Source organism: Aromatoleum anaerobium (genome assembly GCF_012910705.2).
GTDB lineage: Bacteria > Pseudomonadota > Gammaproteobacteria > Burkholderiales > Rhodocyclaceae > Aromatoleum > Aromatoleum anaerobium.
The window spans coordinates 1,171,278-1,196,952 of record NZ_WTVG02000040.1 but is presented as its reverse complement, the minus strand read 5'-3'; the positions used below and the strand labels follow the sequence as shown (position 1 = coordinate 1,196,952).

Annotated in this window: 36 protein-coding genes, 1 other RNA gene and 1 pseudogene; 18 read left to right on the top strand and 20 right to left on the bottom strand. The window is 65.8% G+C overall.

What is annotated here, in order from left to right; genetic code table 11:
• Positions 1-7 precede the first annotated feature (7 nt).
• The 5 genes from GO606_RS21145 to GO606_RS21125 are packed head-to-tail and all read left to right on the top strand — an operon-like array spanning position 8 to position 3,507.
• The gene (locus GO606_RS21145) at positions 8-601 is read left to right on the top strand and encodes a prepilin-type N-terminal cleavage/methylation domain-containing protein (RefSeq protein ID WP_169118577.1); all 594 of its coding nucleotides are present in this window, start codon (positions 8-10) and stop codon (positions 599-601) included.
• Positions 490-1,575 carry a type II secretion system minor pseudopilin gene (locus GO606_RS21140; RefSeq protein ID WP_169118576.1) on the top strand — a complete coding sequence of 362 codons (1,086 nt, stop codon included), beginning with the start codon at positions 490-492 and terminating at the stop codon, positions 1,573-1,575. Before GO606_RS21145 ends, GO606_RS21140 begins: the two co-directional genes overlap by 112 nt.
• Before the next feature lie 14 nt (positions 1,576-1,589).
• A complete protein-coding gene (locus GO606_RS21135) occupies positions 1,590-2,582 on the top strand; it encodes a PilN domain-containing protein (protein ID WP_246979826.1) in 993 nt (330 codons plus the stop codon).
• The gene (gene gspM, locus GO606_RS21130) at positions 2,579-3,178 is read left to right on the top strand and encodes a type II secretion system protein GspM (RefSeq protein WP_169118574.1); all 600 of its coding nucleotides are present in this window, start codon (positions 2,579-2,581) and stop codon (positions 3,176-3,178) included. Before GO606_RS21135 ends, gspM begins: the two co-directional genes overlap by 4 nt.
• Entirely contained in the window at positions 3,175-3,507 is a 333-nt protein-coding gene (locus GO606_RS21125) for an HIT family protein (RefSeq protein ID WP_246979824.1), read from the top strand. The genes gspM and GO606_RS21125 overlap by 4 nt, the downstream gene beginning before the upstream one ends.
• A gap of 212 nt (positions 3,508-3,719) precedes the next feature.
• Here GO606_RS21125 and GO606_RS21120 read toward each other — a convergent pair whose 3' ends face one another.
• Genes GO606_RS21120 through GO606_RS21110 form a run of 3 tightly spaced genes read right to left on the bottom strand, consistent with a single transcriptional unit; the run spans position 3,720 to position 4,931 of the window.
• Entirely contained in the window at positions 3,720-4,406 is a 687-nt protein-coding gene (locus GO606_RS21120) for a transposase (RefSeq protein ID WP_211166629.1), read from the bottom strand.
• A 7-nt stretch (positions 4,407-4,413) separates the two neighbouring features.
• On the bottom strand, positions 4,414-4,653 hold the full coding sequence (locus GO606_RS21115) for a DUF2442 domain-containing protein (RefSeq protein WP_169118573.1): 240 nt from the start codon (positions 4,651-4,653) through the stop codon (positions 4,414-4,416).
• Between the two features lie 8 nt (positions 4,654-4,661).
• Positions 4,662-4,931 carry a DUF4160 domain-containing protein gene (locus GO606_RS21110; protein ID WP_169118572.1) on the bottom strand — a complete coding sequence of 90 codons (270 nt, stop codon included), beginning with the start codon at positions 4,929-4,931 and terminating at the stop codon, positions 4,662-4,664.
• Between the two features lie 118 nt (positions 4,932-5,049).
• Between GO606_RS21110 and GO606_RS21105 the strand changes: the two are divergent.
• Together GO606_RS21105 and GO606_RS21100 are read left to right on the top strand one after the other, a co-directional pair.
• Positions 5,050-5,364 (top strand): annotated as a pseudogene (locus GO606_RS21105) (HIT family protein); the annotation flags it as partial.
• A gap of 16 nt (positions 5,365-5,380) precedes the next feature.
• Entirely contained in the window at positions 5,381-5,632 is a 252-nt protein-coding gene (locus GO606_RS21100) for a hypothetical protein (RefSeq protein WP_246979819.1), read from the top strand.
• A gap of 17 nt (positions 5,633-5,649) precedes the next feature.
• On the opposite strand, the gene GO606_RS22215 is transcribed toward GO606_RS21100, so the two are convergent.
• From GO606_RS22215 to GO606_RS21080, 5 genes are all read right to left on the bottom strand, one after another.
• On the bottom strand, positions 5,650-5,856 hold the full coding sequence (locus GO606_RS22215; RefSeq protein ID WP_169118610.1) for a DUF4160 domain-containing protein: 207 nt from the start codon (positions 5,854-5,856) through the stop codon (positions 5,650-5,652).
• Positions 5,857-5,911: 55 nt separating this feature from the next.
• Positions 5,912-6,229 carry a HigA family addiction module antitoxin gene (locus GO606_RS21095; RefSeq protein ID WP_169118571.1) on the bottom strand — a complete coding sequence of 106 codons (318 nt, stop codon included), beginning with the start codon at positions 6,227-6,229 and terminating at the stop codon, positions 5,912-5,914.
• Positions 6,230-6,238: 9 nt separating this feature from the next.
• On the bottom strand, positions 6,239-6,463 hold the full coding sequence (locus GO606_RS21090) for a type II toxin-antitoxin system RelE/ParE family toxin (protein WP_281503933.1): 225 nt from the start codon (positions 6,461-6,463) through the stop codon (positions 6,239-6,241).
• A gap of 219 nt (positions 6,464-6,682) precedes the next feature.
• On the bottom strand, positions 6,683-6,886 hold the full coding sequence (locus tag GO606_RS21085; RefSeq protein ID WP_169118569.1) for a hypothetical protein: 204 nt from the start codon (positions 6,884-6,886) through the stop codon (positions 6,683-6,685).
• A gap of 91 nt (positions 6,887-6,977) precedes the next feature.
• The gene (locus GO606_RS21080; protein WP_011236703.1) at positions 6,978-7,232 is read right to left on the bottom strand and encodes a DUF2442 domain-containing protein; all 255 of its coding nucleotides are present in this window, start codon (positions 7,230-7,232) and stop codon (positions 6,978-6,980) included.
• A 216-nt stretch (positions 7,233-7,448) separates the two neighbouring features.
• On the opposite strand from GO606_RS21080, the gene GO606_RS21075 reads away from it, so the two are divergent.
• The 3 genes from GO606_RS21075 to GO606_RS21065 all read left to right on the top strand — a co-directional run bounded on the left by GO606_RS21075 (position 7,449) and on the right by GO606_RS21065 (position 9,399).
• Entirely contained in the window at positions 7,449-7,859 is a 411-nt protein-coding gene (locus GO606_RS21075) for an HIT family protein (protein ID WP_169118568.1), read from the top strand.
• Between the two features lie 98 nt (positions 7,860-7,957).
• Positions 7,958-8,893, top strand: coding sequence for a carbohydrate kinase family protein (locus GO606_RS21070; RefSeq protein WP_169118567.1), 936 nt, complete (start codon positions 7,958-7,960; stop codon positions 8,891-8,893).
• 5 nt (positions 8,894-8,898) lie between these two features.
• A complete protein-coding gene (locus GO606_RS21065) occupies positions 8,899-9,399 on the top strand; it encodes an outer membrane lipoprotein (protein ID WP_246979859.1) in 501 nt (166 codons plus the stop codon).
• A 508-nt stretch (positions 9,400-9,907) separates the two neighbouring features.
• On the opposite strand, the gene GO606_RS21060 is transcribed toward GO606_RS21065, so the two are convergent.
• From GO606_RS21060 to GO606_RS21020, 9 genes are all read right to left on the bottom strand, one after another.
• Positions 9,908-10,936: a GSU2403 family nucleotidyltransferase fold protein gene (locus tag GO606_RS21060; RefSeq protein WP_169118566.1), complete on the bottom strand. Its 1,029-nt coding sequence runs from the start codon at positions 10,934-10,936 to the stop codon at positions 9,908-9,910.
• 259 nt (positions 10,937-11,195) lie between these two features.
• Positions 11,196-11,588 (bottom strand): diacylglycerol kinase, encoded by a 393-nt coding sequence (locus tag GO606_RS21055; protein ID WP_169118565.1) that lies wholly within the window; start codon positions 11,586-11,588, stop codon positions 11,196-11,198.
• Between the two features lie 62 nt (positions 11,589-11,650).
• Entirely contained in the window at positions 11,651-13,033 is a 1,383-nt protein-coding gene (locus tag GO606_RS21050) for a DUF3426 domain-containing protein (RefSeq protein ID WP_246979817.1), read from the bottom strand.
• On the bottom strand, positions 13,033-13,938 hold the full coding sequence (gene prmA / locus GO606_RS21045) for a 50S ribosomal protein L11 methyltransferase (protein WP_169116688.1): 906 nt from the start codon (positions 13,936-13,938) through the stop codon (positions 13,033-13,035). Before prmA ends, GO606_RS21050 begins: the two co-directional genes overlap by 1 nt.
• 22 nt (positions 13,939-13,960) lie before the next feature.
• On the bottom strand, positions 13,961-15,325 hold the full coding sequence (accC, locus tag GO606_RS21040) for an acetyl-CoA carboxylase biotin carboxylase subunit (RefSeq protein WP_169116550.1): 1,365 nt from the start codon (positions 15,323-15,325) through the stop codon (positions 13,961-13,963).
• A gap of 8 nt (positions 15,326-15,333) precedes the next feature.
• Positions 15,334-15,789: an acetyl-CoA carboxylase biotin carboxyl carrier protein gene (accB, locus tag GO606_RS21035; protein ID WP_169116551.1), complete on the bottom strand. Its 456-nt coding sequence runs from the start codon at positions 15,787-15,789 to the stop codon at positions 15,334-15,336.
• Positions 15,790-15,840: 51 nt separating this feature from the next.
• Positions 15,841-16,332: a type II 3-dehydroquinate dehydratase gene (aroQ, locus tag GO606_RS21030; protein ID WP_169116552.1), complete on the bottom strand. Its 492-nt coding sequence runs from the start codon at positions 16,330-16,332 to the stop codon at positions 15,841-15,843.
• Between the two features lie 62 nt (positions 16,333-16,394).
• Entirely contained in the window at positions 16,395-16,943 is a 549-nt protein-coding gene (locus GO606_RS21025) for a TlpA family protein disulfide reductase (RefSeq protein ID WP_169116553.1), read from the bottom strand.
• Positions 16,940-17,542 (bottom strand): hypothetical protein, encoded by a 603-nt coding sequence (locus GO606_RS21020; protein ID WP_169116554.1) that lies wholly within the window; start codon positions 17,540-17,542, stop codon positions 16,940-16,942. Before GO606_RS21020 ends, GO606_RS21025 begins: the two co-directional genes overlap by 4 nt.
• A 97-nt stretch (positions 17,543-17,639) precedes the next feature.
• Here GO606_RS21020 and mpl point away from each other — a divergent pair, with 97 nt between their 5' ends.
• Positions 17,640-18,995, top strand: coding sequence for a UDP-N-acetylmuramate:L-alanyl-gamma-D-glutamyl-meso-diaminopimelate ligase (gene mpl / locus GO606_RS21015; RefSeq protein ID WP_169116555.1), 1,356 nt, complete (start codon positions 17,640-17,642; stop codon positions 18,993-18,995).
• A gap of 43 nt (positions 18,996-19,038) precedes the next feature.
• Here mpl and GO606_RS21010 read toward each other — a convergent pair whose 3' ends face one another.
• From GO606_RS21010 to GO606_RS21000, 3 genes are all read right to left on the bottom strand, one after another.
• Positions 19,039-19,680, bottom strand: coding sequence for a BON domain-containing protein (locus GO606_RS21010; protein WP_169116556.1), 642 nt, complete (start codon positions 19,678-19,680; stop codon positions 19,039-19,041).
• The gene (locus GO606_RS21005; RefSeq protein WP_169116557.1) at positions 19,677-20,273 is read right to left on the bottom strand and encodes a phosphoheptose isomerase; all 597 of its coding nucleotides are present in this window, start codon (positions 20,271-20,273) and stop codon (positions 19,677-19,679) included. Before GO606_RS21005 ends, GO606_RS21010 begins: the two co-directional genes overlap by 4 nt.
• 120 nt (positions 20,274-20,393) lie before the next feature.
• Positions 20,394-20,813, bottom strand: a complete 420-nt coding sequence (locus GO606_RS21000; protein WP_169116558.1) for a YraN family protein — start codon at positions 20,811-20,813, stop codon at positions 20,394-20,396.
• On the opposite strand from GO606_RS21000, the gene rsmI reads away from it, so the two are divergent.
• The 7 genes from rsmI to ftsL all read left to right on the top strand — a co-directional run bounded on the left by rsmI (position 20,812) and on the right by ftsL (position 25,668).
• Entirely contained in the window at positions 20,812-21,672 is an 861-nt protein-coding gene (rsmI, locus tag GO606_RS20995) for a 16S rRNA (cytidine(1402)-2'-O)-methyltransferase (RefSeq protein ID WP_169116559.1), read from the top strand. The two genes, GO606_RS21000 and rsmI, sit on opposite strands and share 2 nt — an antisense overlap.
• Positions 21,673-21,784: 112 nt before the next feature.
• Positions 21,785-22,819, top strand: a complete 1,035-nt coding sequence (pyrC, locus tag GO606_RS20990) for a dihydroorotase (RefSeq protein WP_169116560.1) — start codon at positions 21,785-21,787, stop codon at positions 22,817-22,819.
• Between the two features lie 12 nt (positions 22,820-22,831).
• Positions 22,832-23,254 (top strand): hypothetical protein, encoded by a 423-nt coding sequence (locus tag GO606_RS20985; RefSeq protein ID WP_169116561.1) that lies wholly within the window; start codon positions 22,832-22,834, stop codon positions 23,252-23,254.
• A gap of 23 nt (positions 23,255-23,277) precedes the next feature.
• An RNA gene (rnpB, locus tag GO606_RS20980) (RNase P RNA component class A) lies at positions 23,278-23,705 on the top strand.
• Between the two features lie 294 nt (positions 23,706-23,999).
• Positions 24,000-24,443 (top strand): division/cell wall cluster transcriptional repressor MraZ, encoded by a 444-nt coding sequence (mraZ, locus tag GO606_RS20975; protein WP_169116562.1) that lies wholly within the window; start codon positions 24,000-24,002, stop codon positions 24,441-24,443.
• Positions 24,440-25,378 carry a 16S rRNA (cytosine(1402)-N(4))-methyltransferase RsmH gene (gene rsmH, locus GO606_RS20970; protein WP_169116563.1) on the top strand — a complete coding sequence of 313 codons (939 nt, stop codon included), beginning with the start codon at positions 24,440-24,442 and terminating at the stop codon, positions 25,376-25,378. Before mraZ ends, rsmH begins: the two co-directional genes overlap by 4 nt.
• Positions 25,375-25,668, top strand: a complete 294-nt coding sequence (gene ftsL, locus GO606_RS20965) for a cell division protein FtsL (protein ID WP_169116564.1) — start codon at positions 25,375-25,377, stop codon at positions 25,666-25,668. Before rsmH ends, ftsL begins: the two co-directional genes overlap by 4 nt.
• The last annotated feature ends 7 nt before the right edge of the window (positions 25,669-25,675 follow it).

The following is a 25,675-nucleotide window of genomic DNA, read 5'->3' as shown; positions in this document are numbered from 1 at the left end:
GCGGTCATTGCGCGGATTCACCCTGGTCGAGATCGTCGTCGCCTTGACCCTCGTTTCGCTGATCATGCTCGGGTTGCTGGGGGCACTGCGCGGCCTCGGCGATTCGTCGGCACGGGTTTCACAAGTTTCCGACCGTGTCGCCGACATGCGCCTGATCTCGGACTTCCTGCGCCGCGCCTTCGCGGCTGCCGAACCGCTCGCGCAGGTTCCGCCCGAGAACTCGGCAGTTCCTGCGACCCCGTTCTTCCGCGGCGACCCCGACGCCGTCGTCTGGGTCGGGGACTTCCCTGCGCGGTTCGGCACGCGCGGCCTCCATTTCATGCGGCTCAGATTGATACCGGACGCATCGGGTCTCGCACTCGCGCTCGACTATCTGCCCTATTCCGGTCCGCATGGTGCACCGGACTGGACGCATTCCAGAACGCACCTCCTTGTCGGCAGCGTCGATTCGTTTTCGCTCGCCTACCAGGAGGACGCACCCGGCGCTTCATGGGAGCAAAAGTGGAACAGCGAACAACTGATTCCCAGACGAATGAAGGTTTCCGTTCAAGCATCCGGACGCTACTGGCCCGAGCTGATCTATCGGCTTCGGTCGCCGTGAGCATGAGCAGGTCGGTGCATCGAATGCTTTCGCACGGCGTCCGCGGGAAGGGGATGTCCGCCCGGGTAGAGCGGGGCGTCGCGCTCGTTGCGGTGCTGTGGATTACGGCCGCGCTCGCGATCCTTGTCTCGGGCATGACTCTGGCGGCGCGTGTCGATATACGGCTCGCCGCGCAACATCTCGAATCCGCTCGCGCCAGCGCGCTTCTCGACGGCGCGCTGCGACTCGCTGCGGCCGAACTCGTCGCATCACCCCCACGGAATGTGGCTCCGGCATATATGCGGCATGAAATCGATGGCGTGTCGATACGGACGGAGATCGTTCGTGCAAGCGGTTTCATCAGCCTCAACGATGCGCCCGAAAGTCTTCTCGTTGACCTCTTCAAGTACGGCGCCGACCTGCCCGACGAGCAGGCCGTGAGCCTTGCGCAAAGGGTGATCGACTGGCGCGACGCCGATGACGAAGCGCTGCCTTACGGCGCTGAACATGATCAGTACGTCGCCGGGGGCGCGGCTTCGCTGCCGCGAAACGAGGATTTCATTCGCCCCGGCGACCTCTCGCAGGTACTTGGAATAGCGGATGCCGTTCACGATAAGATCGCGGATTTGATCACGATCACCAAAGGCGGAGCCGGTGCGGTGAATCCTCTCGTTGCTCCTCCCGGCGTACTGCGCGTCCTGGCACGCGGCGACGCTTCGCTGGTGCAGCGCATTCTTGAAGAGCGTGCCGGCGGGGAGGGGGCGCATCCCGACTTCTCCGCGATCGACCGCCGTCATGTCAGCGAATGGTTCGCCAACGACTACCGCCTCGCCGCACGAATCGAAACCGGAAGCGGCAGTGGATGGACGCGGACCGCTTGGATTTCCGCGACCGCCCCCGCCGCTGCGCAAAACCCGTTGCCATGGACATGGCTGCATGCCGAGCCGGCACGCCGCAGCTCGGACCATGACGATATCAATGGTGACTCTCCTTGATTCATAAGAACCAGTTGAATCTCTTCGGGCTGGACCTGTCGCAGTGGGCCGGTCGCTGGCGGCGGGGCTGGGCGGAGGTGTTCGAGTGGCTGTCGGCCCGGCGGATATTCCCTTCGCAAAGTGTCACGCTGCTTCGTCACGACGGCCGCCGCGTCATTGTCCGCGTCCCCGGATTCACCGCACAGGGCGAGGCGCCGGAGCGCCCGGCGCCCGCCTTCAATGCGATTGAAATCCCCGATCATCTTGTCCTCGAAAGGGAGCTCACGGCTCAGGTTCCTGCCCAGGATCTCCTGGCCGCGGTGCGGCTCGAGGTCGAAGCCACGTCACCGTTTCCGCCCGATGACACGGTCTGGGGCTGGCGCTGCATCCGCTCCGGCGGCGCTTCGAGACCGCGAACGCTTATTGGCATCACCTCGCGGCGCCTCGTTGATGCGCAGCTCGAAGGCCGGACGACGCCCTCCGGCCCCGAAGTGTGGGCCGCGATGGGCGACGGCTATGTCGTCCTGCAGGGCTATGGCGAGGAACGACGCCTGGCTGGCTGGCGCCGGCAGGTGCGTGGCGTCATCGCGCTCATCGCCCTGGCCGGGCTGCTCGCGGCAGCCCTCGTCATGTCGCCGCTCGTACAGAAGCGCGAGCAGTTCATCCAGGCGCAGCAGTACGCCGACCTCATTGCCGGGCGCGCGGCGCCGGTGGTGGCGATGCGCGACGAACTCGGACGGCTCGCCCAGGTCGAGCAGTCGCTCGGAGCGGACATCGAGTCCGAGCCCGACGTCATGAAGCTGCTCGATCACGTCACGGGCATCGTTCCCGACGACGCATGGCTGGACCTGTTCGAATACCAGCCGGGCCGGATCCGCATCAGCGGACGGGCGGATGATGCCGCCGCGCTCCTGCAAGCGCTCGAGGCGCATCCGCTGTTCGCCAATGTCCGCGCGCCCTCGTCGATCGCCCGCGAACCCACGTCTGGAAAAGAACGCTTCGTCATCGAAATGGACCTCGTCAAATGAACTGGCGGAATCGATACCGCCCGTCGGCCGACGCCACGCTGGTGCTTGCCTCGACAGCCCTGGTTCTGGTGCTGATGCTTTTCACGGGCCTGTATCTCGTCTGGGATCGCTGGCAAAAGTACGAAGCTGCGCTCGAGGCCATCGAACCTCGCGTTGCCCGGCTGGCAGGGATCCTCGTTGCGCGCGACGATATCGCCTCGACGCTCGACGCGACGCGCGTTCGCGCAGCCGCTTATGCCTATCCTCACACGCTTGATCCCGCGCGCGTCGCCTCCGAATTGCAAAGCCGCGTGAGGGACGTCTTTCAGGGCGCCGGGATGAGTGTGCAGGGCAGCCAGCAGATGCCGCCCCGCAGCGCGCCCGATCACCAGGAGATCGCGCTCGTCGTCAACGCCCAGGGCGGACTGCCGGAACTGGAGGCCGCACTCCGCACCCTGCGCACCTTGTCACCGCGCCTCAGGATCGAATCGATCACGCTGCAGCCTTCCATCATCCGCACGTCAGCCCGCCTGCGTCAGCCCGTCGGGGGCCGGAATCCTCCCCAAATGCTTTCCGTACAGATTCGCCTCGTCGCCAACCGATTGACGTCGCCATGACCGCCAGCCGCGTTCTTGCTCTCCTGATTGCCGCCCTTTTCGCTGTGCTTGCATGGGTGTGGATCGCACCGCTCGGCCCGTGGCAGCCTCCGCAACCCGTTGTCCCCGAGGTGTCGCGCGTGCAGGGCGAAGCTGGCGGGGCTGCGTCCGCGGCACTGGCTCACGCATTGGCGAGGCCGGTCTTTTGGCCCTCGCGCAGGCCGGAGGCCGAGCCGTCCCACGTGCTGCCGCGCTGGGAAGGCGACGGGCTGGCGCTGGCGTGGCCGGCGAAGAATCCACCGCGCGAGGCGCTCGAGGAGATGGCGGCAAAGCTGCGCGCGGTGATCTGAGGGGGCGCTGTTGCGGTGTGTGTGTGCGCCTGCGGGTCGGCTGTTACAATCGCGCCGCGTGTGAGATCCTCGCCGCGGATGAATCCACGTTGCTGGATTATCAGGATCTCGGCGTGCTGCCCGCACTTGTAAGCAAAAGTCGGTGCTGGCGGAACGGCGGTCAAATCGGCAGCGTGGTCTGCTGCTCCTGCACATTGCCCGGTTCAGCCATTTTACGCGGCCGACCCCGCGGACGCACTTCGCAGCGACGGCCGATCATCCGTTCGACCTGATCGAGAAAGCGCCCCTTGCCCAACTCCACATGGTTGCCCCTGGTTCAGCGCCAGGCGGATATCCGTCAGCGCCTCATGATCGAGTTCGCTGCGGAACAAGGCCCGATAGGCCGCTTGGCGAGATGTCGCATCGCCATCCAGCCCGAGATACAACGCATGCGGCGTCAGCAGCGCATCGGACTGCCCCAGGCCATTCGCCCGATAGCTGCTCCAGCGGTAATGCGCCGGATCATCCGTGATGTTGGCCCGCACCGGATTCAACTCGATGTAGCGTTGACAGAGCAATAAATAATCATCGGCCTGCACCAGCGAAGACTTGTAGCGGCTGTCCCACAAGGTGCCGGTGCGACGGTAGGTCTTGTTGATGTACTGCACATAGCGCCGCCCGAGCGAAATCACCAGTTGCGAGACTGCCTGCGCGGTCGGCGGCGTGAGCAGCAGATGCACATGGTTGGTCATCAGCACATAGGCATGCAAGGCGCAGCCGGTCTTTTGCAGCGCCTCGGCCAGCCATTCCCGATAGGCCAGAAAGTCCTCATCAGTAAAGAAGCAGGCCTCCCGGTTATGGCCGCGCTGCACCAGATGGATGGGAACGCCGGGCAGGTGGATACGGGGACGGCGGGGCAAGGCGTGCTTAGTCCGTCAGCGGAACCGAGAGGTCATAGAGGGTTTCGGGAGCAATATCCAGATCACCCGGCCAGCACACGGTGTCGAGCGCGACGAATGCCTGCTTGAATAGCGCGACATCCTGAAGCGACGTAAACACACCTCGGTTCAAATACGGCCGCGCATCGAACAAGCGATGGTCGCCAGTGTTGAACCAGAGTTCGAGGGAAAAGTCTTCCCGGGGTACAACGCGCGTCACAGATTCCATTTTGCCTCCTAGCGCAAGGGTTCGATGGCAAATGGTTTCTCGCCGTTGACGGCGAGCTCCCAATCGGCCAACAGCGACTCTCGATGAATCTCAATCCACGCCTGAACCAATCGGGCCTTGGCGACCGGAATCTCCCCTGCCAGAACCGATCCGTCCAGAATCGAGAAAGAAGCATCCTGGCCTTGATATTTCGCATGAATGTGAGGCAACTTGTGCCTCTGATCATCGTAGAAGTAAAGGCTGATGATGATGCCGTAGAACATGCTGATCGTCGGCATGGCGTGTGTCTCCATAGGCAGGTGCGTCATTGTAGCCAAATACTAATTAAATGAGCCTGGCCCCTTTTCGTGGGCCCTTTTCGTGGGCCCCTTTTCGTGTGGCCCTTTTCGTGCAGTCTCGGTGAATCCCGGCCATGCGTTGGTGGTCGTGAAGCCGCATCGCGCCAACATCTACGAACTCGATGACGATCTGGCGTCGGCGGCGTTCCGGACGGCGGCACGGGTGGCGCGGGCGGTCAAGAAGGCGTATGGCTGCGAGGGCGTGACGCTGTTCCAGGCGAACGAGCCGGCCGGGGCGCAGACGGTGTTCCATTTCCACATCCACGTGCTGCCGCGCTGGGAGGGCGACGGGTTGGCGCTGGCGTGGCCGGCAAAGAATCCGCCGCGCGAGGCGCTCGAGGAGATGGCGGCAAAGCTGCGCGCGGTGATCTGAGGGGGGCGCTGTTGCGGTGTGCGTGCGCCTGCGGGTCGGCTGTTACAATCGCGCCGCGTGTGAGATTCTCGCCGCGGATGAAGCCACGTTGCTGGATTATCAGGATCTCGGCGTGCTGCTGATGCTGCGTCATGCGGGCCTCGAGATCGCCGAAGTGCCGGTCGCAATGTACCCGCGCGCCACCGGTCCGTCGCGCATCTTCGCCAGCCGGTCTTTTGCAGCGCCTCGGCCAGCCATTCCCGATAGGCCAGAAAGTCCTCATCGGTAAAGAAGCAGGCCTCCCGGTTATGGCCGCGCTGCACCAGATGGATGGGAACGCCGGGCAGGTGGATGAATCTCAATCCACGCCTGAACCAATCGGGCCTTGGCGACCGGAATCTCCCCTGCCAGAACCGATCCGTCCAGAATCGAGAAAGAAGCATCCTGGCCTTGATATTTCGCATGAATGTGAGGCAACTTGTGCCTCTGATCATCGTAGAAGTAAAGGCTGATGGCCCCTCTTTATCATAGCGAAGACGCTGGCCCCTTTTGATTCTTTGCGCTCAGCTTATATCGGCGCTTGGCGCGAGTGAAAAACCCGGATGCGCGGAGCAATCTTGCCCTTCAGCTCCCGTGTAGCGATCCGCATGTCGTACTCGGCCTGAAGGTTCATCCAGAAGCGGGGCTCCATTCCAAAGAAGAGCCCCAAGCGCAGTGCCGTGTCGGCCGTGATCGGCCGTCGGCCATGCACGAGCTCGCTAATCCGGCTCGGCGACACGTCGATGTCCGCGGCGAGCTGTCTAGCGGTAATCCCCATCGGCCGCAGGAAATCCTCCAGCAAGATCTCGCCCGGATGGATCTCGTCGAGCAGTTCGGTCTCGGTCATATGGTTCTCCTAGTGGTAATCCACGATCTCGACCAGATGGGCGCCGTCCTCGCGCCACTCGAAGCACAACCGCCACTGGTCATTGATGCGGATGCTGTACTGCCCTCTCCGGTCGCCCTTGAGCGCTTCGAGCTGATTGCCGGGCGGAACTCGCAGGCTGGCCAAATCCGTCGCTGCATGAAGCTGCAGCAGCTTGCGCCGCGCTACACGCTCGATGTTTCGGAATCGCGGCACGGTCCTGCTGTGGAAAAGCGCTTCGGTGTCAGCGCACGAGAACGAGTGGATCATGCGGCGATAATGTTTCGTGACGCGGAACCTGTCAAGTAGAAATTGCCAGTGGAAGATTGCATCCGAGGGGGAGAGGGAGGGGGAGGGCGGCCTCTTGTTTCTCCCCGCAAACCAAAGTGAGTGTTCTTTTGTTTAAATGAGCCTGGCCCTTTTATGGGCCCCTTTTCATACGTAGCCGACCGAGGCGCTGGACATCATGATGACGGGCTGAAACCGGCCCGGCCAGCGTTGCTCGGCGGCGTAGTCTGCGGTGTGTAGAACGTGACTGAAGTGAATCGCATCGAGCCACACCTCGACACTTTGATGCCCCTGCCCGGGAGCGGTGGGGCAGGCGGCGTACCAACTGACGTAGCTATCGTTCTCTGTCACGTCCAAGGTGTCGGATTGAACGGGGCCACCTCGTTGGCGAGCAGGCTCGGCAGGTAGGGCTCGAACTCGGGCGGCAGTTCCAATCCTGCTGTCACGCTGCCATACGATGTCGTGCAGTCAGGTCGCCGCGTCCGGCAAGCAACCCCTCGACAGAGATGTCTTCATCTAGTGCATCCCAATGGATACCTGCACCACCACCACTGATGACGTAGTCGCAGCGCTGCTGGGGGGTCGCATTGAGCAAGCGTGGGAAGTAAGCCAGCGGTACACCCAGCTGACGACCATCCATCAGATCGACCCACATCATCAAATCATCAAAACGCAGTCCCTTGGCCAAAGTGCTCATTCCATGTCCTCTCGATGTCTTCAGTATGCAGGCGTACCTGCTCGATTATGGTCCGCATCTCCGACGGTGAGAAGCCAAAACTCTCCGCAATGACTGGCTCCGCCTGACCTCGTTCTGGTATATCGGTGACGCCATTTTCGAAATGCCGCGTTGCGGCACCGTGATCTGACCGTTACGATGCGGTGACAACAAGTCCCGCCCACCCGAGGAGAAAGCATGGAAACCTGCGTGTTCTGCCGTATCGCCAAAGGCGAGTTGCCGGCGTCGAAGATATTCGAGGACGATTCGACGCTCGCCTTCATGGATCTGCAGTCGGTGAATCCCGGCCATGCGCTGGTGGTCGTGAAGCCGCATCGCGCCAACATCTACGAACTCGATGACGATCTGGCGGCGGCGGCGTTCCGGACGGCGGCACGGGTGGCGCGGGCGGTCAAGAAGGCGTACGGCTGCGAGGGCGTGACGCTGTTCCAGGCGAACGAGCCGGCCGGGGCGCAGACGGTGTTCCATTTCCACATCCACGTGCTGCCGCGCTGGGAAGGCGACGGGCTGGCGCTGGCGTGGCCGGCGAAGAATCCGCCGCGCGAGGCGCTCGAGGAGATGGCGGCAAAGCTGCGCGCGGTGATCTGAGGGGGGCTGTTGCGGTGTGCGTGCGCCTGCGGGATCGGCCCGCGGACGGGGGTGCAAGAGTTCTATAATGGCCGCCTTTCCCGTCCGGCAGGTGCGCCATGTCCATTCTCGTCTGCGGCTCCGTCGCCTACGACACGATCATGGTCTTTCATGATCGCTTCAAGAGCCACATTCTCCCCGAACAGATCCACATCCTGAACGTGTCGTTCCTCGTGCCCGACATGCGGCGGGAGTTCGGCGGCTGCGCGGGCAACATCGCCTATAACCTCAAGCTGCTCGGCGCCGATCCGCTGATCATGGCAACGGTCGGCGACGATGCGGGAGCGTACCGGGAGCGGCTGCGCAAGCTTGGCCTGCGCGACGACCACGTGACCCACGTGCCGGGCACCTTCACCGCGCAGGCCTTCATCACGACCGATCTGGACGACAACCAGATCACCGCGTTCCATCCGGGGGCGATGAATCATTCGCACCTGAATCGCGTGCAGGACGCCGCGGGCGTGAAGCTCGGCATCGTGTCGCCGGACGGGCGCGACGGCATGCTGAACCACGCGTCGCAGTTCGCCGCAGCCGGAATTCCGTTCGTGCTCGACCCGGGGCAGGGGATGCCGCTGTTTTCCGGCGGCGAGCTGCTGGAATGCCTGAAACTGGCCCGTTACTGCACGGTCAACGACTATGAGGCGAAGTTGCTGAGCGAGAAGACCGGGCGCACGCTCGCCGAGCTCGCCGAAGAGGTGGAAGCGCTGGTCGTGACGCTCGGGCCGGAAGGCTCGCAGATCTACGCGGAAGGCCGGTGCATTGCGATTCCCTGTGTCGCGCCCGACCAGCTGGTCGATCCGACCGGCTGCGGCGACGCGTATCGCGCGGGTCTCCTTTACGGCATTGCGAACGGCTACGACTGGGGGCGGACGGGGCGGCTCGCGTCGGTGATGGGGGCGATCAAGATTGGGTGCCGCGGCGGGCAGAACCATGCGCCCGCGCGCAACGACATTGCCGAACGGTATGCGGCAGCATTTGGAGAGGCGTTATGGTGAGCGGGATGAGGGTGAATGGCAGCAAAACCGGCAGCAAAACCGGCAGCAAAACGCAACGGCTCGCGCTGGTCGCGGCATTGGTCGCAGCGCTCGGCGTGACGGGTTGCGCGTCCGGCCTCGGCGGTGGCGCTTACGAGCGCGGCGAGGCGCGGCGCACGATGGTCGTCCAGTACGGCACTGTCGAGGCGGTGCGGGCGGTGAAGCTCGAAGGCACGAAGACGCCAGTGGGACCGCTGGCCGGCGCCGCGGTTGGCGGGATAGCAGGCAGCGGCGTCGGCGGCGGGCGCGGACAGGCGATCGCGACGGTGATCGGCGCGGTGGCCGGCGGTCTGGCAGGCGCTGCGGTCGAGGAAGGTGCAACGCGCCAGCCGGGCGTGGAAGTCACCGTGCGGCTCGAAAACGGCCAGGTGCTTGCGGTGGTGCAGGAGGACGGCGGCGAGAACTTCCGCCTTGGCGAACGCGTTCGCCTGGTGCGGGACGCGGGCACGACGCGGGTCACGCGCTGACGCCATCGGTGGCGTCTTTTCGCTCCCGGGTCGGCAAGCCACTCGGGGCCCGGGAGGGGTTTCAGCCGAATGACACCCCCGTCCCATTCTTGCCCCGATCGCGCCCCTTGTTTCTCCAGACTGGCTCCATTACGGTGCTCACTGACGTTCGGCCATCTGTTCTTGTTGCGAGATGCGTTTTGCATTGCGCGACACATTGCGTGACACAAAAGTGTCGTTCCTTTGACGCCCCCGCGCGATAAGGAGCGACAGTTTCCTGCTTAGTTATCCAAGGGCACGGCGTGCCCCATCGCCTTTTCCAGCAAGGCCAGCCCTCGTCCATCTGTCGCAGGTCATGATCGCTCAGCTTCATCGCATTACGCCGTCTTCGAAGCCGGCGTTATCCCGCAAGACTACGCCGGGCAACCAATGAAAATCCGGGTGAGGTCTGAACGGTTACGTTCAAACGACGAAGCGCGCACGAAGAAAGCACGGTCCCTGCCGAGAAACTGATGAGCGTGGTCATGTTCTAAAAATCCATTCCAGGTAGTCGGATGTCTGAATCCTGCTCGATGGCGCTGCGCGCGCGGGCGAGCATGTCGACGCTGAAGAATTTGAGACTGGCGGTGTCGAAGGGCAGCGCCGGCAGGTGGGTCTGCACCAGTGCCGCAACCATCACGGCTTGTGCACGGTCGCGGCGCTTCTTGACCGGTTCGCGGTCCGGTTGCTGCGATAGCCAGGCCTTGTGCAGGGCGAAGGCGCGCGGGTCGGGGACGCGCATCATTACCGGTGCGCCATTGGCGGCGATGGCGACCACGTCCAGCTTTGGTGCATTGACGAGCCAGTGCAGGTTGGGGACTTCGACCGCGACGAGATCGTCGGCGCCGAAGGTGACGGCCTCCGTGATCTGCAATTCGCGTTCGGGGATGATGAGATCGACCGTGAAACCATTGCTGTTGGCAGCGCGAAAGCGGGTGTCCGGCAGCCTTTCGAAGCTGGCGTCGACCTTCTGCAGCAGGCCCAGCAGGCCGTGACCCTCCAGTTTGTCCGTCACGAGGGCAAGTCGTCGACGCGGGTCGTAAAGGAGGTCCACATCGCCCGACGCCAGCAACTCCATCTGGCAGTGCACACCGGCCATGGCCTCGTAACCGTGAATCGCGTGTGTGCCGACCACGCAGAAATCCCGCGCCACATTCGAGGCTGCCAGTGCCAGCAATACCTCGCCGACGATGGTCGGCAGCCGGCCCAGCCGGGCGGCCTTGTTTAACCGGGCCTGTTCCTTCATGCGTCGCGACAACTGCTGCAAACGCGCATCGGCGCGCGCCTTGCCTTCGGCAAACGCGGCAAAGGTGGCTTCTGTTTCGGTGTTGCGTGGGCCGAGCGACTTGCCATTGCCGCGTGCGTCGTGTCGTCGCACGAGGTATTGCCGCCCTTTCGACGACACCCAGCGCATGCCGTAGCGATAGGAGCGGGCGTGCCTGAGCGCTTCGATCCACGTACGGTAAAGTTGGTCGGATTCGACCATGAAGAGCTGTTGCTGATGATCAAGCGCCTTCATGAGCGTTTTCCTGTAAAAGTGTAAAAATCAAAATAGCAGGAAAACCGTTGAAAAAACAATGGAATCAATATCTGATTGATACGTTTTTAATATTAAAAACATATCAAGTCGAGTGCCGTGGTGAAGAACCGGCCGTGGCTGTCGCCGCGTGGCAAGCGCCCGGCGCCTGTAGCACGGGTGTTTCTTCTCACGCCACCTTTCGCTCAAACAGCCTCTTGGCCACTGCCATGCCGCGCGCACTCCTTGCCCAGGAGCGGCTTCAACCGAAAATCACCAGCCCCCAGACCATCGCCAGATTGACCAGCGCGAGCAGCACTGCCGCGCTGCCGATGTCTTTCGCTCGCTTGGCCAGCAGGTGATGCTCCAGCGATACGCGATCGACGGTCGCTTCGATCGCGGAGTTGACGAGTTCGACGATCAGCAGCAGCAGCACGCTGCCGACGAGCAGCGCCTTGCCCGCACCGCCGGTCGGCATGAAGAGCGCGAGCGGGACCAGCACGGCGGCCAGCACGCATTCCTGGCGAAACGCGTCTTCATGTTCGAGCGCGGCGCGCAGTCCGGCGAACGAGTAGCGCAAGGCGTTCCAGATCCGCAACAGGCCGGTCTTGCCTTTGAACGGGCTTTGGCGGGTGTCCGGGGAGCGATGTTGCATCGGGGTTCCAGATTATCGGAGACGGGCCTGGCCGCCGCCTGAGCGCGTGCAGGCGGGCCGGTTCACGGATAGAAAGCATAGACCCGGTAGCCGGTGGCCTCGACGCCCGGTGCCTCGAACGGCAATTGCACGACGATGTCGCGTCCGGCGTCGAATTTTTGTTCGGCGCCTCCCTGTTCGAGGAGGCCGGCGGGGAGCCACTGCGCCGGCCCCAGCACGCGGCGCACCAGCGGCTGGTCCTGGACGTCGGTCAGCGTCAGTTCGAGATGCGGATAGGCCTGAGGGTGGGGGGCGCGGTTGCGGATCGTCGCGTTCAGCACAAAGCGCGCGGCGCGGCCGGGCTCGGATTGCAGCGCCGAGGCTTCAATGCTGATCGCGCCGGCGACGCGCGGCAGCGGCAGCGTGCATTTCAGGGGCGCGCACGCGGAGAGATAGGCCGGGCGCAACTGCGGCCACTTGCGGGTGATGTCGTCCCGGAAGACAAACACGCTCTGCACCGCCAGCGCCCCCAGCAGGATGCCGACTCCCAAGCCGGGCAGCCAGCGCTTGCCGGACGAAGCCGGCGCGCCGTAGGTGGCGTCGAGATGCGCGCGGTCGTCCGCCTCATTGGCTGCCCGGGCGCGGGAGGAAGCGTGTCCGGACGGCGGTTCGTCATCGTCATCCTGGTGCGCCGGTAGCGTCGCGCTTGCGGGCGCAGCCGGAGCGTCCAGCGGTTTCGGCGCGATGCTGACGGTGCGCACCCGCCGGATCGGCGGCAGGGGGCCATCTTCGGCGGCCGTGTCGCCCATTGCGATGGGAAGATGCCCGTCGCGCGGCAGGACGGGCTCGCGGTGATCCCGTGGTTCGAACGGCTCCGGGATGAATGTCGCAGCGCCTTCAGACTCGCCCCGGTCTCCGTCGCCGGGGGCGTCGAACGGGGGCTGCGGGCGGTCGACGAACTTGTCAAACGCGTCAAACGCCTCGTAACCGCCCTGCCGGGACCACGCTTGCGCGGAATGTACGGGCGACTGCGCGGCGGGGGGGCGGGAGGTCACGAAAGTTTCCTGGATCTCGAAATCCAGGCTGTCGCTGAAATCGTCGAACTGCGGGATTTTGATTTCAGCATTCCGCCCCGGGGCGGAACCCGGCTCGGTTCCGGTTCCTGTTCGGTCATCAGCCGACGGAAAGGCGACGTGCTGTGTCACCGTTGCGCGCGCCGGCGGGTCGTCGAGGATGAAGAAGCGGTCGCCGCGGTCTGCAACCGGTTCGGGCGCGGGCGCTGCGGCAGCGGGCGGTTGGGGTACGGGTGGGGCGGGTGCCGGTGCTGCGGGCGCGACGTGCAGCACGCGATCGAGCGCGTTGAACGACGCGTAGCAGCGTCCGCAGCGGACCTCGCCCTGATGCGCGCGCAGCTGCTCCGGCTGTACCCGGAATACCGTCTGGCAGGCCGGGCAGCGCGCGAACATCACTGGCTCCCGGTTTGTCGCGGAGAGCCGCCCTCGAGCCGCGCCCAGCCTTCGTGTAGCGCGCCGACGCGCAGCGGCAGGAACGGCGCGTACGCCGCGATCACCTGTTCGGTCTGGGTTTCGAGCACGCCGGACAGGGCGATCCTGCCGCCGGGTGCGACCCGGGCGGCGAGCAGCGGTGCCAGCACGCACAGCGGGTTGGTCAGGATGTTGGCGACGACGACGTCGAAGCGCGCGTCGAGCGGCTGGCGGGAATGCTGCAGCCGCAGCGTGACGTGGTTGCGCCCGGCGTTGTCGCGCGCGGCGTCGAGCGCCTTGTCGTCGATGTCGACGCCGAGCACATCATCGGCGCCGAGGCGCGCCGCGGCGATACCGAGGATGCCGGAGCCGCAGCCGTAGTCGAGCACGCTGTCGCCCGGCTGCACCGTGTCGCACAGCCATTCGAGGCACAGCCGCGTCGTCGGATGCGAGCCGGTGCCGAAAGCCATGCCGGGATCGAGCTCGATGTTGATCGCCGCCGGGTCGGGCGCGGCGTGCCACGACGGCACGATCCACATTCGCTCGGTGATGCGGATCGGCTCGAACTGGCTCTGGGTGAGCTGCACCCAGTTCTGCTCGGCGATCTCTTCGAGCGTGAAAGGCGGCACCGCATCGAAGCCGGCATCGGCCGCCGCGCGGGCCAGCGCGACGGTGAGGTCGGCGTCCGCGTCGAACAGCGCGATGACCCGGCTGTGATCCCACAGCCCGACCGGATGATGGCCGGGCTCGCCGAACTGCGGCTTCTCGGCGTCGGTGCCGGCGTCGGCGTCCTCGATGCTGATCGACAGCGCGCCGGCGTCCATCAGCGCCTCGGACAGCGCTTCGGCCTTGTGCGCTTCGGCTTGCAGGGTTACCGAGATCCACATGATGTGCGCGTCCGCGGCCTGGTCAGGCAAGGTTCTTGACTTCATTGCGTTCGGCGAGCTTGTGTTCCAGGTAGTGGATGCTCGTGCCGCCCTCGACGAAACGCGCATCGAGCATCAGCTCCTGGTGCAGCGGCACGTTCGTCTTGATGCCTTCGACCGCCATCTCCGACAGCGCGATCCGCATGCGCCGGATCGCCTGCTCGCGCGTGTCGCCGTACGCGATCAGCTTGCCGATCATCGAATCGTAATGCGAGGGGATCGTGTAGCCGTTATAGACGTGCGAATCGACGCGGATGCCGGGGCCGCCCGGCATGTGCCAGTTCGTGATCTTCCCCGGGCAGGGGGTGAATTTGAACGGGTCCTCGGCGTTGATGCGGCACTCGATCGCGTGGCCGCGGAACTCGATGTGGCGCTGGCGGAACCACAGCTTTTCGCCGGTCGCGATGCGGATCTGCGCCTGCACGATGTCGATCCCGGTGATCATCTCGGTGACGGGATGTTCGACCTGCACGCGCGTGTTCATCTCGATGAAATAGAACTCGCCGTTCTCGTACAGGAACTCGAACGTGCCTGCGCCGCGGTAACCGATCGTGCGGCAGGCCTCGGCGCAGCGCTCGCCGACTTTCGCGATGGCTTTGCGGTCGATGCCCGGCGCCGGGGCTTCCTCGATGACTTTCTGGTGGCGGCGCTGCATCGAGCAGTCGCGTTCGCCGAGATAGACCGCGTTGCCGTGCTCGTCGGCGAGCACCTGGATCTCGACGTGGCGCGGGTTCTCGAGGAATTTTTCCATGTAGACGACCGGGTTGCCGAACGCCGCGTCGGCTTCGGCGCGGGTCGTCGCGACCGCGTTGAGCAGCGCCGCCTCGGTGTGCACGACGCGCATCCCGCGACCGCCGCCGCCGCCGGCCGCCTTGATGATGACGGGGTAGCCGACGGCGCGGGCGATCTTGACGATCTCTTTCGGTTCTTCGGGCAGTGCACCCTCCGAACCCGGCACGCACGGCACGCCCGCGGCCTTCATCGCATCCTTGGCGCTGACCTTGTCGCCCATCAGCCGGATCGTGTCGGAACGCGGGCCGATGAAGACGAAGCCGGACTGCTCGACGCGTTCGGCGAAGTCGGCGTTCTCGGACAGGAAACCGTAGCCCGGGTGGATGGCTTCGGCGTCGGTGACCTCGGCCGCGGAGATGATCGCGGGGACGTTCAGGTAGCTCTGTGCCGATTGCGCCGGGCCGATGCACACCGACTCGTCGGCGAGCTTGACGTATTTCGCTTCGGTGTCCGCGACCGAGTGCACCGCGACGGTGCGGATGCCCAGCTCACGGCACGCGCGCAGCACGCGCAGCGCGATTTCCCCACGGTTGGCGATCAGTATCTTTTCGAACATGAGGGCGTTCAGGCGATGATGAACAGCGGCTGGCCGTATTCGACCGGCTGGCCGTTTTCGACGAGGACTGCTTTCACCGTGCCGGCGAACTCGGATTCGATCTCGTTCATCAGCTTCATCGCTTCGATGATGCACAGGCGGTCGCCGACTGCGACGCTCTGGCCGACATCGACGAGCGGTTTCGCGCCCGGCGCCGAGGCGCGATAGAACGTGCCGACCATCGGCGATTTCACGACCATGCCTTCGGGTACGTCATCGACGGGCGGTGTGAGCACGACCGCCGGGGCCGGCGCAGGCGCCGTAAATTGCGGCACGCTCGCCGGCATCTGCGTGAGGTAGTTCGAAACGGGGGCGGTGCTGTGTTTGGCGATACGGACCTTCTCTTCGCCCTCGGTGACTTCCAGTTCGGAAATGCCCGACTCCTGGACGAGGTCGATCAACTTCTTCAGCTTGCGCAGATCCATGCTGTTCTCCGAGCGGGGCGCCGCCGCACGGGGCGCCCGGGGGGTTTGGTGTCAGGGTTTCCGCAGCTGCGAGAGCGCGTATTCGAGCGCGGCCAGGTAGCCGTACGGGCCCAGTCCGCAGATCACGCCGGCTGCACAGTCGGAAAAATAGGAGTGATGCCGGAAGGCGTCCCGGGCATGAATGTTGGAAAGATGCACCTCGACGTACGGGATCGCGACCGCGAGGAGGGCGTCGCGCAGCGCGACGCTGGTATGAGCGTAAGCGGCCGGATTGAGGATGATGAAGCTGATTTCTTCCAGCGGAGCCGCCTGTACCCGGTCGATCAGCTGGCCTTCGTGGTTGCTCTGGAACGACTCGACCAGCACGCCTTCGGCGCGCCCGCGGGCTTCCATCGCGGAATGGATGTCGGCAAGCGTCGTGCGGCCGTAGACATCCGGCTCGCGGGTGCCGAGAAGGTTGAGATTCGGCCCGTGCAGGACCAGGATCCGGGGTTGCGGCGGGGGCGCCGCGTCTGGGTTTTTACTGCGTTTTTGGCGCGTCATGCCGGCAAGTTTGCCGCACTTAGCCGCATTTTGTCCAGTGCCTCGCGGCGCGGCGCCGTGAATTACTGCCCGAGGAGTGCGCGGATTTTGCCTTCTAGTTCAGTGCGATTCAAGGTGCCGAGCTTGATGTGTGCGATCTTCCCGGCGCGGTCGAAGATGATCGTGTAGGGCAGCGCCTGCACGGCGTTTCCGAGCGCGCTGGTCAGCTCCAGCGTTTGCGGCGTGCCGATCAAGAGCGGATACGGGACGTCGTGCTCCGCGCCGAACTTTCGCACGCTCTCGGCCTTGTCGATGCCGAGGCCGACGAACTGGACCGGGGAATCGGCGAAGCCGCGGCTGACCGCGGCAAAATCCGGGATTTCGGTCAGGCATGGCGGGCACCATGTCGCCCAGAAGTTGACCACCAGCACCCGGCCGCGCCATTGCTGCAGCGCCTGCAGTTGGCCGTGCGAATCGGGCAGCGCCAGCGCGAGAATCGCGTTCCCGGCCGCCGGATCGACGTGCGCGGCGGGGGCCGGATCGGATGTGCCGCGGGAAACCAGGAAGCCGGCCACCGCGGCGAGCACCGCAACGGCGACGACGATGAGGTGACGCGCGCCGGCCCGCTTCATGCGCCCCCGCCTTCGCTTGCCTGAACGAGCGCTTCGACCGCCGGCAGGCGTGCGCGCTCGATGTTGCGGCGGCTGACGCGCTCGGCCTGAGCGGTGTAGAGCGAAAGCCTGATCGGCACGTGATCCCAGTCGAAGCTCAGGATCGCTTCCGGAGCATTCGCGGCGCCGCGCCGGGGTTCGCGGTGTTCGTAGCCGATGTCGTGGTTGAGGAAGAAGATCTCGACGTCCTTGGCGCTTTCGGGATACAGCTCGATGTCGACTTCGGTGTAGCGCCCGGCGGTGCCGTCGAGCACGCCGCCCGTGAGGTAGGGGCGGAACTCGCCCAGCAGGCGCATCACCTCGATCGCCGCGCAGCGCATTTCGAGCAGGCGCTCGGCCTGCTCTTCGTCCTGGTACAGGGCCTGCCACGCGCGCAGCTCGGCTTCGATCTCGGCGTTGTTGGGCAGCGCTTCGGACTCGGAGATGCCAAGCTGGCGGGCTGCCTTGCGTTTTGCGAAGCCGAAGTCGCTGATGCCGTCCTCGGCCATCATGCGTGCGGCGAGCGCGGCAACTCCGCGCCGCAGGTTGCCGCTTCGGGAAGCATTCGCGCGGGAAGTCATGGTCGCGAGTCCGGCAGACGGTCGATGTAGAATGCCGCCCATTCTACACGGGCGGGTTTCAATCACCCTGAGACGCCGCCCGGCTCCCGGAGTTTTCATGCACATCCACATTCTCGGCATCTGCGGCACCTTCATGGGAGGCGTTGCGCTGCTGGCCCGCTCGGCAGGTCACACCGTCACCGGCTGCGACGCGAACGTCTATCCGCCGATGAGCACTCAGCTCGAGGCCCAGGGCATCGGCCTGACCGAAGGCTACGACGCGGCGCAGGTCGATCTCGCGCCGGACGTCTACGTCATCGGCAACGCGGTATCGCGCGGCAATCCGCTGCTCGAGGCGATTCTCGACCGCGGCCTGCCGTACGTGTCCGGGCCGCAGTGGCTGGCCGAGAACGTGCTGCAGGGGCGCTGGGTGCTCGCGGTCGCCGGGACGCACGGCAAGACGACGACGACGTCGATGCTCGCGTGGATGCTCGAGGACGCCGGTCTCGCGCCCGGTTTCCTCGTCGGCGGCGTGCCGGGCAATTTCGGCGTTTCGGCGCGCCTGACCGATTCCCCGTTCTTCGTCATCGAGGCCGACGAATACGACACGGCGTTCTGCGACAAGCGGTCGAAGTTCGTCCATTACCGCCCGCGCACCGCGATCCTGAACAACCTCGAGTTCGATCACGCCGATATCTTCAGCGATCTGGCCGCGATCGAAACGCAATTCCATCATCTCGTGCGCACGATTCCGGCGTCGGGCCGGATCATTGCGAACGCCGCCGAGGAGAGCCTGAAGCGGGTGGTGGCGCGCGGTTGCTGGTCCGAGCTCGAATGGTTCGGCGACGGGGCGCAATGGTCGGCGGCAGCGGGCACGGAGGAGAGCGAGGCGGTATTCCGTTTGCGCGACGAAATCGCCGGCAGTGTGGCGATGCCGATGAGCGGCAGCCACAACCGCAGCAATGCGCTCGCGGCGATTGCCGCAGCCCGCCATGTCGGCGTGCCGCCGGCGCAGGCGATCGCGAGCCTGGCCGGTTTCACGGGAATCAAGCGCCGCATGGAAGTGCGCGGAAAGGTCCGCGGCGTCACCGTGTACGACGACTTCGCCCACCACCCGACCGCGATCGCGCTGACCGTCGAAGGCCTGCGCCGGCGCGAACCCGCGGGCCGCATCCTGGCGGTGCTCGAGCCGCGCTCCAACACGATGAAGCTGGGCGTCATGAAGGACCGGCTGCCGGAGAGCCTCGCGCAGGCGGATCACGTCTATTGCTACGCAAGCGGCCTCGGGTGGGACGCTGCCGGCGCGCTGGCGCCGCTCGGCGAGCGGGGTGCGACGTACGACGATCTCGACCGGCTCGTCGCCGACGTCGCGGCGGCGGCGCGGCCCGGGGACCATGTGCTGGTGATGAGCAACGGGGGATTCGGCGGCGTCCATGACAGGCTGCTCGCCGCGCTCGCGCGCACGGGACGCTAGGCGTCGGCCGCAGCGCGGCCACCGCCGGTGCGCAAAACGACTGTTACGTGCCGCTGCTGCGCTGGCCGTCGAGGCGGCGCGCTTCCTGGTCGGTGATGTATTCGAACACCCGCACGACCTTGCGTACGCCGGACGTGGTGCGCGCGACGTCGGTCGCGGCATCGGCTTCGCGGCGCGTGACCAGGCCGAGCAGATAGACGGTGCCGGCTTCGGTGACGACTTTGACGTGGTGCGCGCCGAAGGTCGCGGCGTCGACGAAGCGGGCCTTGACTTTCGAGGTGATGACCGAGTCGTTGCTGCGCGACGTCAGCGACGCGATGCCGGCGACCTGCACTTCGTTCGTGATGCCGCGCACGTTCGACACGCCGCTGACGACGCGTTCGATTTCGGCGCGGTGCGCTTCGCTCGGCGCTTCGCCGGTGAGGAGGACGTTGCGGTTGAACGAGGTCACGTTGACATGCACTGCGTCGCCCATGCGGTCGCGCAATGCACTTGCGGCGCGCCATTCGATCCCTTCGTCCTCGACGTATGCGCCGGACGTGCGCCGGTCGGCCACCATCGCCGCCCCGGCCCCGACGCCGCCGGCGACGAGAGGGAAGCAACCTTGCAGCACCGGCAGCGCGGCGGTGGCGATTACGCCGAGAAGGAATGTCCGGCGCGTGACTTGCGGGCGTGATTCGCTCATTGGTCTTCTACTCCGAGTAACAGGCAATCGATGCCGTCGCACAGGCAGTGCAGGGTCAGCAGGTGAACTTCCTGGATGCGGGCGGTGCGCTGCGCCGGCACGCACAGGTGGACGTCGCCGTCGCCGAGCAGTTCTGCGATGCGCCCGCCACCATTGCCGGTGAGCGCGATGACGCGCATTTCGCGTTCGTGCGCGGCCGCGATCGCCTCGACGACGTTGGGCGAGTTTCCGCTCGTCGAGATTGCCAGCAGCACGTCGCCGGGATGTCCGAGCGCCCGCACCTGTTTCGAGAATACCTGCGTGAAGTCGTAATCGTTGGCGATCGACGTCAGCGTCGAGCTGTCGGTCGTCAGCGCGATCGCTGCGAGCGGAGGGCGCTCCATCTCGAAACGATTGACCAGTTCGGCCGCGAAATGCTGCGCATCCGCGGCCGAGCCGCCGTTGCCGCACGCGAGGATCTTGCCGCTGTTCAACAGGCTGCCGATCATGATTTCCACCGCCCCGGCGATCGGCGCGGCGAGCACTTCGAGCGCGTCGAGCTTGGTGCGTGCGCTGTCTTCGAATTGTCTGGAGATGCGATGGATCAGGTCCATGGGCGGCCTTCGGGTCACTTCGTCAGGGGCAAAAGTCTAGCACGGGCTGCGTCGCCAGCCGCGCTCGCGGGCGGGAAGCGGCGCCGCGAGGGTGAGTGGGGAAACGCTTTTGCCTCGCCTCTACGAGTCATCGGCGTCGAACGCGGCTTTCAGCCATTCGACGCCGTCCTCGTCGAGGTCGGCGAGCAGCGCTGCGTCGAAACGGCAGGGCCGCCCGGCGTGACGGCGCCCGGCTCCGGCCAGCCACCACCGCGCCGCGATGATGATGCGCCGCTGCTTGACCGGAGTGATGCTCGCCGCGGCGCCGCCGAAGCGCGGGTTGGTGCGCAGCCGCACTTCGACGAACACGACAACGCCCTGGTCGAGGCACACCAGATCGATCTCGCCGCCGCGGCAGCGCACGTTGCGCGCCAGCACGACGAGCCCCCGGCGCGCGAGGAAGCGTTCGGCGAGCGCTTCGGCCGCCGCTCCCGACGCTTGCTTCCGGGTCGCGGAGGCGCCGACAATGGCGCCTTCCTTCACGTTCTGGTCACCTTTCATGGCTCACGGCTCCTCGCCCCTTTCAAGTACGCCGTCATTGTATGTGGTGGCGACGCCGCTCGGGAACCTGCAGGACATCAGCGCGCGCGCGCAGGCCGTGCTGGCGGGCGTGGAGGTGATCGCGGCCGAGGACACGCGCCACAGCCAGCGCCTGCTCGATGCACTCGGCATCGCCACGCGGCTCGTCGCGCTGCACGAGCACAACGAGCAGGCGGCCGCCGGGCAGGTGATCCGCATGTTGCAGGCGGGGCAGCACGTGGCGTTGATCAGCGACGCCGGCACGCCGGCAATCTCCGACCCCGGTGCTCGTGCAGTCGCGCGGGTGCGCGAGGCGGGCTTCCCGGTGGTGCCCATTCCCGGCCCGTGCGCCGCGATCGCCGCGCTGTCGGCGGCCGGCTTTGTCGACAACGGCTTTCATTTCGTCGGCTTCCTGCCGCCGAAGTCCGCCGCGCGCCGCGCCGACATCGAGGCGCTGCGCGCCCTCGCGGTGCCGCTGGTGTTCTACGAGTCGCCGCACCGCATCGTCGAATGCGTCGCGGACCTCGCCGCAGTGCTCGAAGCGGAGCGCGAGATCGTGATCGCGCGCGAGCTGACGAAGCTGTTCGAGCAGATCGTGCGGGTGCCGCTCGGCGAGGCGGCGGCGTGGCTTGCCGAGGACCCGAACCGGGTGCGCGGCGAATTCGTGCTGGTGGTGTCAGGGGCGCCGGCGCGTGAAGGGCTGGATCCGCAGGCCGAGCGCGTGCTGGCGCTGCTGATCGCGGAACTGCCGGTCAAGACCGCCGCACGGCTCGCCGCGGACATCACCGGCGCACCGAAGAACGCGCTCTATGCGCGGGCGCTGGAACTCAGGGGAGATTGAAGCGCGCCTATAATTGCCGGCGCCGCATCCCGAAGCCTGAACCGGCACCCGGTTCCAGCTTCCGGCTCCGACTTTCCACCCTCCGGGCTTCTCTTTCGAATCGAAGATCATCATGCAGACGATTTCCCTGATCCGCCCCGACGACTGGCATCTGCACGTGCGCGACGGCGCAGCGCTGGCGACGGTCGTGCCGCATACCGCCCGCCGTTTCGGTCGCGCGCTGATCATGCCGAACCTGCGACCGCCGGTGACGACTGCCGCGCAGGCGCTCGAATACCGTGCCCGCATCCTCGCCGCGGTGCCGCCCGGCCTGCGCTTCGAGCCGCTGATGAGCCTGTACCTCACCGACAACACGCCGCCCGATGAAATCGACCGCGCGAAGGCGAGCGGCGCGGTCGTCGCCGTCAAGCTGTATCCGGCCGGCGCGACGACGAACTCCGACGCAGGCGTGACCGGCATCGAAAAAGTCCACGCGGTGCTCGAGCGCATGGAAAAGCTCGGCATGGTGCTGTGCGTGCATGGCGAGGTCACACACGGCGACGTGGACGTGTTCGACCGCGAGCAGGTATTCATCGAGCAGGTCCTGGCGCCGCTGGTGGCGCGCTTTCCCGCCCTGCGCGTCGTCTTCGAGCACATCACGACCGTCGAGGCCGCGGACTTCGTGCAGGACGCCGGCCCCAATGTCGGCGCGACCGTGACGGCACATCACCTGCTGCTCAACCGCAACGCGATTTTCGCCGGCGGCATCCGCCCGCATCATTACTGCCTGCCGGTGCTCAAGCGCGAAACCCACCGCCGCGCGCTGGTCGAAGCGGCGACGTCGGGCAACGCGAAGTTCTTCCTCGGCACCGACTCCGCGCCGCACTCGCGCGCCGCGAAAGAGGCTGCCTGCGGCTGCGCCGGCTGCTACACCGCGCACGCCGCGATCGAGCTGTACGCCGAAGTGTTCGAGCAGGCCGGAGCGCTCGACCGGCTCGAGGCCTTCGCGAGCCTGAACGGCCCCGCGTTCTATGGCCTTGCGCCGAACGCCGAGCGGATCACGCTGGCGAAAGACGCGTGGGAAGTGCCGAGCGCCTACGAATACCTGCACGACGACCCGCTGGTGCCGCTGCGTGCCGGCGAAACGGTCGCGTGGCGCGTACTCTGACAGGACGTCGCGATGAACCTGCCGATTGTGCTGCGTGCCCTCGTCGCCGTCGCGATGCTGCCGGCGCTGGCCGCGTGCGAGAACAGCGCCACCGCCTATGTCATCGATGGCAGCCAGCACGCGTTGATCCTGGTGCGCGAAAAGCCGTATTTCTGGCGCAGCACGGTGAATCAGGCCGTCATCGCGTCGCGCCTGCCGCAGTGCCAGCGGCGCGTCGCGATCCATTCCGACAGCACCGAGCTGACACGCGTCGAAGTGTTCGAGGCCGGCGACCGGCTGTGGGCGCTGCATCAGGGGGATCGCTGGTATCTCGTCAGCACCGCCGGATGCCAGGTGCAGGACTGGGAGAATGCGGCCGGAACGCCACCGGGACCGCTCGTCGGCACGTTTGAGCTGAAGGAAGGCGCTGCCGCTTTTATCCCTGCGGCGCGGTGACCGCGCGCGTATAATCGCCGCGGGAAGTTCGCCAGGCAGTCGCTGCGTGCACTCGTGTGCGTGGAGGAAAGTCCGGGCCCCGCAGAGCAGGATGCCGGCTAACGGCCGGGCGTCGTGAGGCGACGGAAAGTGCAACAGAAAGCAAACCGCCGATGGCTCCGCAAGGAGATCAGGCAAGGGTGAAATGGTGCGCAGCGCGCGTTGAGCGTCGTTGCGGGCAGGGCGCAAGCCTCGTCGGGTAAGAGCCCACCGCAGGACTGGCGACAGGACTGGCACGGCAAACCCCATCCGGGGCAAGGCCAAATAGGGGAGCAATGGCGTGGCTCGCGCTGCTCCCGGGTAGGCTGCTTGAGCGCCGCGGTAACGCGGCGCCCAGAGGAATGACTGCCCGGTGCCTGTGATGCGAGTCGCAGGCGCTCGACAGAACCCGGCTTATCGGCGAACTTCCCACCCCCTTCCCGCAAGTCTCCCGGAAGTACCGTGTCATCCCCGCGAGGGGGTAGTCCGCCGCGGGTAAACCTTACCGGCATTTTACTCATTTTTCATTGATTTCCATTATATGCCTTGATTTTTCAGGGTTTATACGGAGCCTTCATGTTTTTCATAAGTCATTGTGTAGCAACGGAAAAGTCCGTTGTTGCGGGCTTGACCGGGGTTTACCTTTCCTCTAGAGTGGGAACCGGTGGGGATTGGTGGGTCAAAGTGTCATACGACGTTTCATTCGAAGAAGAATTGCGGGGGATGAATGTTCCAGGGAGCCATTGCGCTCAGTCTCGATGCGAAGGGTCGCCTCGCGATTCCGGCACGGCACCGTGACGCACTCGTCCCCGATGGCGCACCCCTGGTGATCACCGCCCACCCCCACAAGTGCCTGCTCGTCTATCCGCTGTCGGTATGGGAGCCGATTCGCGACCGGATTGCGGCAATGCCCGGCTTCGATCCGCGCACGTCCGCATTTAAGCGGCTGCTGGTCGGTTTCGCCCAGGAGGAAGGCCTCGACGCGGCGGGGCGGGTGCTGCTCGCCGCATCGCTGCGGCAATGGGCGCAGCTCGAAAAGCAGGTCTGGCTGGTCGGTCAGGGGGCCCATTTCGAGCTTTGGTCCGATGCGGGCTGGCAGGCGCAGCAGGAGACGATGCTGGCGCTGTCGGGCGACGCGCTACCCCCCGGATTCGAGAGTCTCGCGCTGTGAGTGCCGCTCCGCAACATGTCACCGTGCTGCTCGCGGAGGCCGTCGAGGCGTTGGCGATCAAGCCTGGCGGGGTCTATGTCGACGGCACGTTCGGCCGCGGCGGCCACAGCAGGGCCGTCCTCGCGAAGCTCGATGCCGGCGGACGGCTGATCGCGTTCGATCGCGATCCCCGCGCGATCGAGGTCGCCCGCGCGTTGCCCGATCCGCGGCTGACCGTCGTCCACGCCCCGTTCAGCGCGTTCGCCGAGGAACTCGACCGGCTCGGGCTGGAACACGTCGACGGCGTATTGCTCGATCTGGGCGTGTCGTCGCCGCAGCTCGACGAGGCGGCGCGGGGCATGAGTTTTCGTTTCGACGCGCCGCTGGACATGCGGATGGATACGAGCCGCGGGCAGACCGTGGCGCAATGGCTGGCCGATGCGTCGGTCGCGCAAATCACCGAGGTGCTCAGGGATTATGGGGAAGAACGGTTTGCTTATGCGATTGCAAAGGCGATTGCAGCTGCTCGGGCAGGGGGGGCTGTCGCAAGCACTCGACAGCTTGCCGAGATCGTGGAAAAAGCGGTCCGTACACGCGAGCCGGGGCAGCACCCGGCGACGCGCAGCTTTCAAGCTCTACGGATTTTCATCAATCAGGAGCTCGAAGAGCTGTCGCTAGTGCTGCCCGCTGCGGTCGAGCGGCTCAGGCCCGGCGGCCGGTTGGTGGTGATCAGTTTCCATTCGCTCGAAGACCGCATCGTCAAGCGCTTCATGCGTGACGAATCGCGTCCGCCGCAGCTACCGTCGCGTCTGCCGCTGCGGGCGGCCGAACTGCCGCAGCCGCGCCTGCGGCTCGTCGGCAAGAGCCTGCGGCCGGGGGCGGCCGAAGTGGCCGCCAACCCGCGCTCGCGCAGCGCGGTGATGCGTGTCGCCGAGCGGGCAGGGGACGCGGCATGATCCGCGTGGACGCGTTTCTGGTCGCGCTCGTCGTGAGCAGCGCGCTCGGGGTGGTCGCAGCCCAGCATCAGGCGCGCAAGCTGTTCTCGGAGCTCGAGCGGGAACAGGCGCGCGCCCAGAGCCTGGAAGTCGAGTGGGGGCAGCTGCAGCTCGAACAAAGCACCTGGGCCGCGCATGCGCGGGTCGAGAAGATTGCGCGCGAACGGATCGGCATGCGCCCTCCTGCACCGGGACAGGTGCTCACGGTGGAGGGAGGGCACCAGTCCGCCGAACCAGGGCTGCCGAAGTGAGGACGTG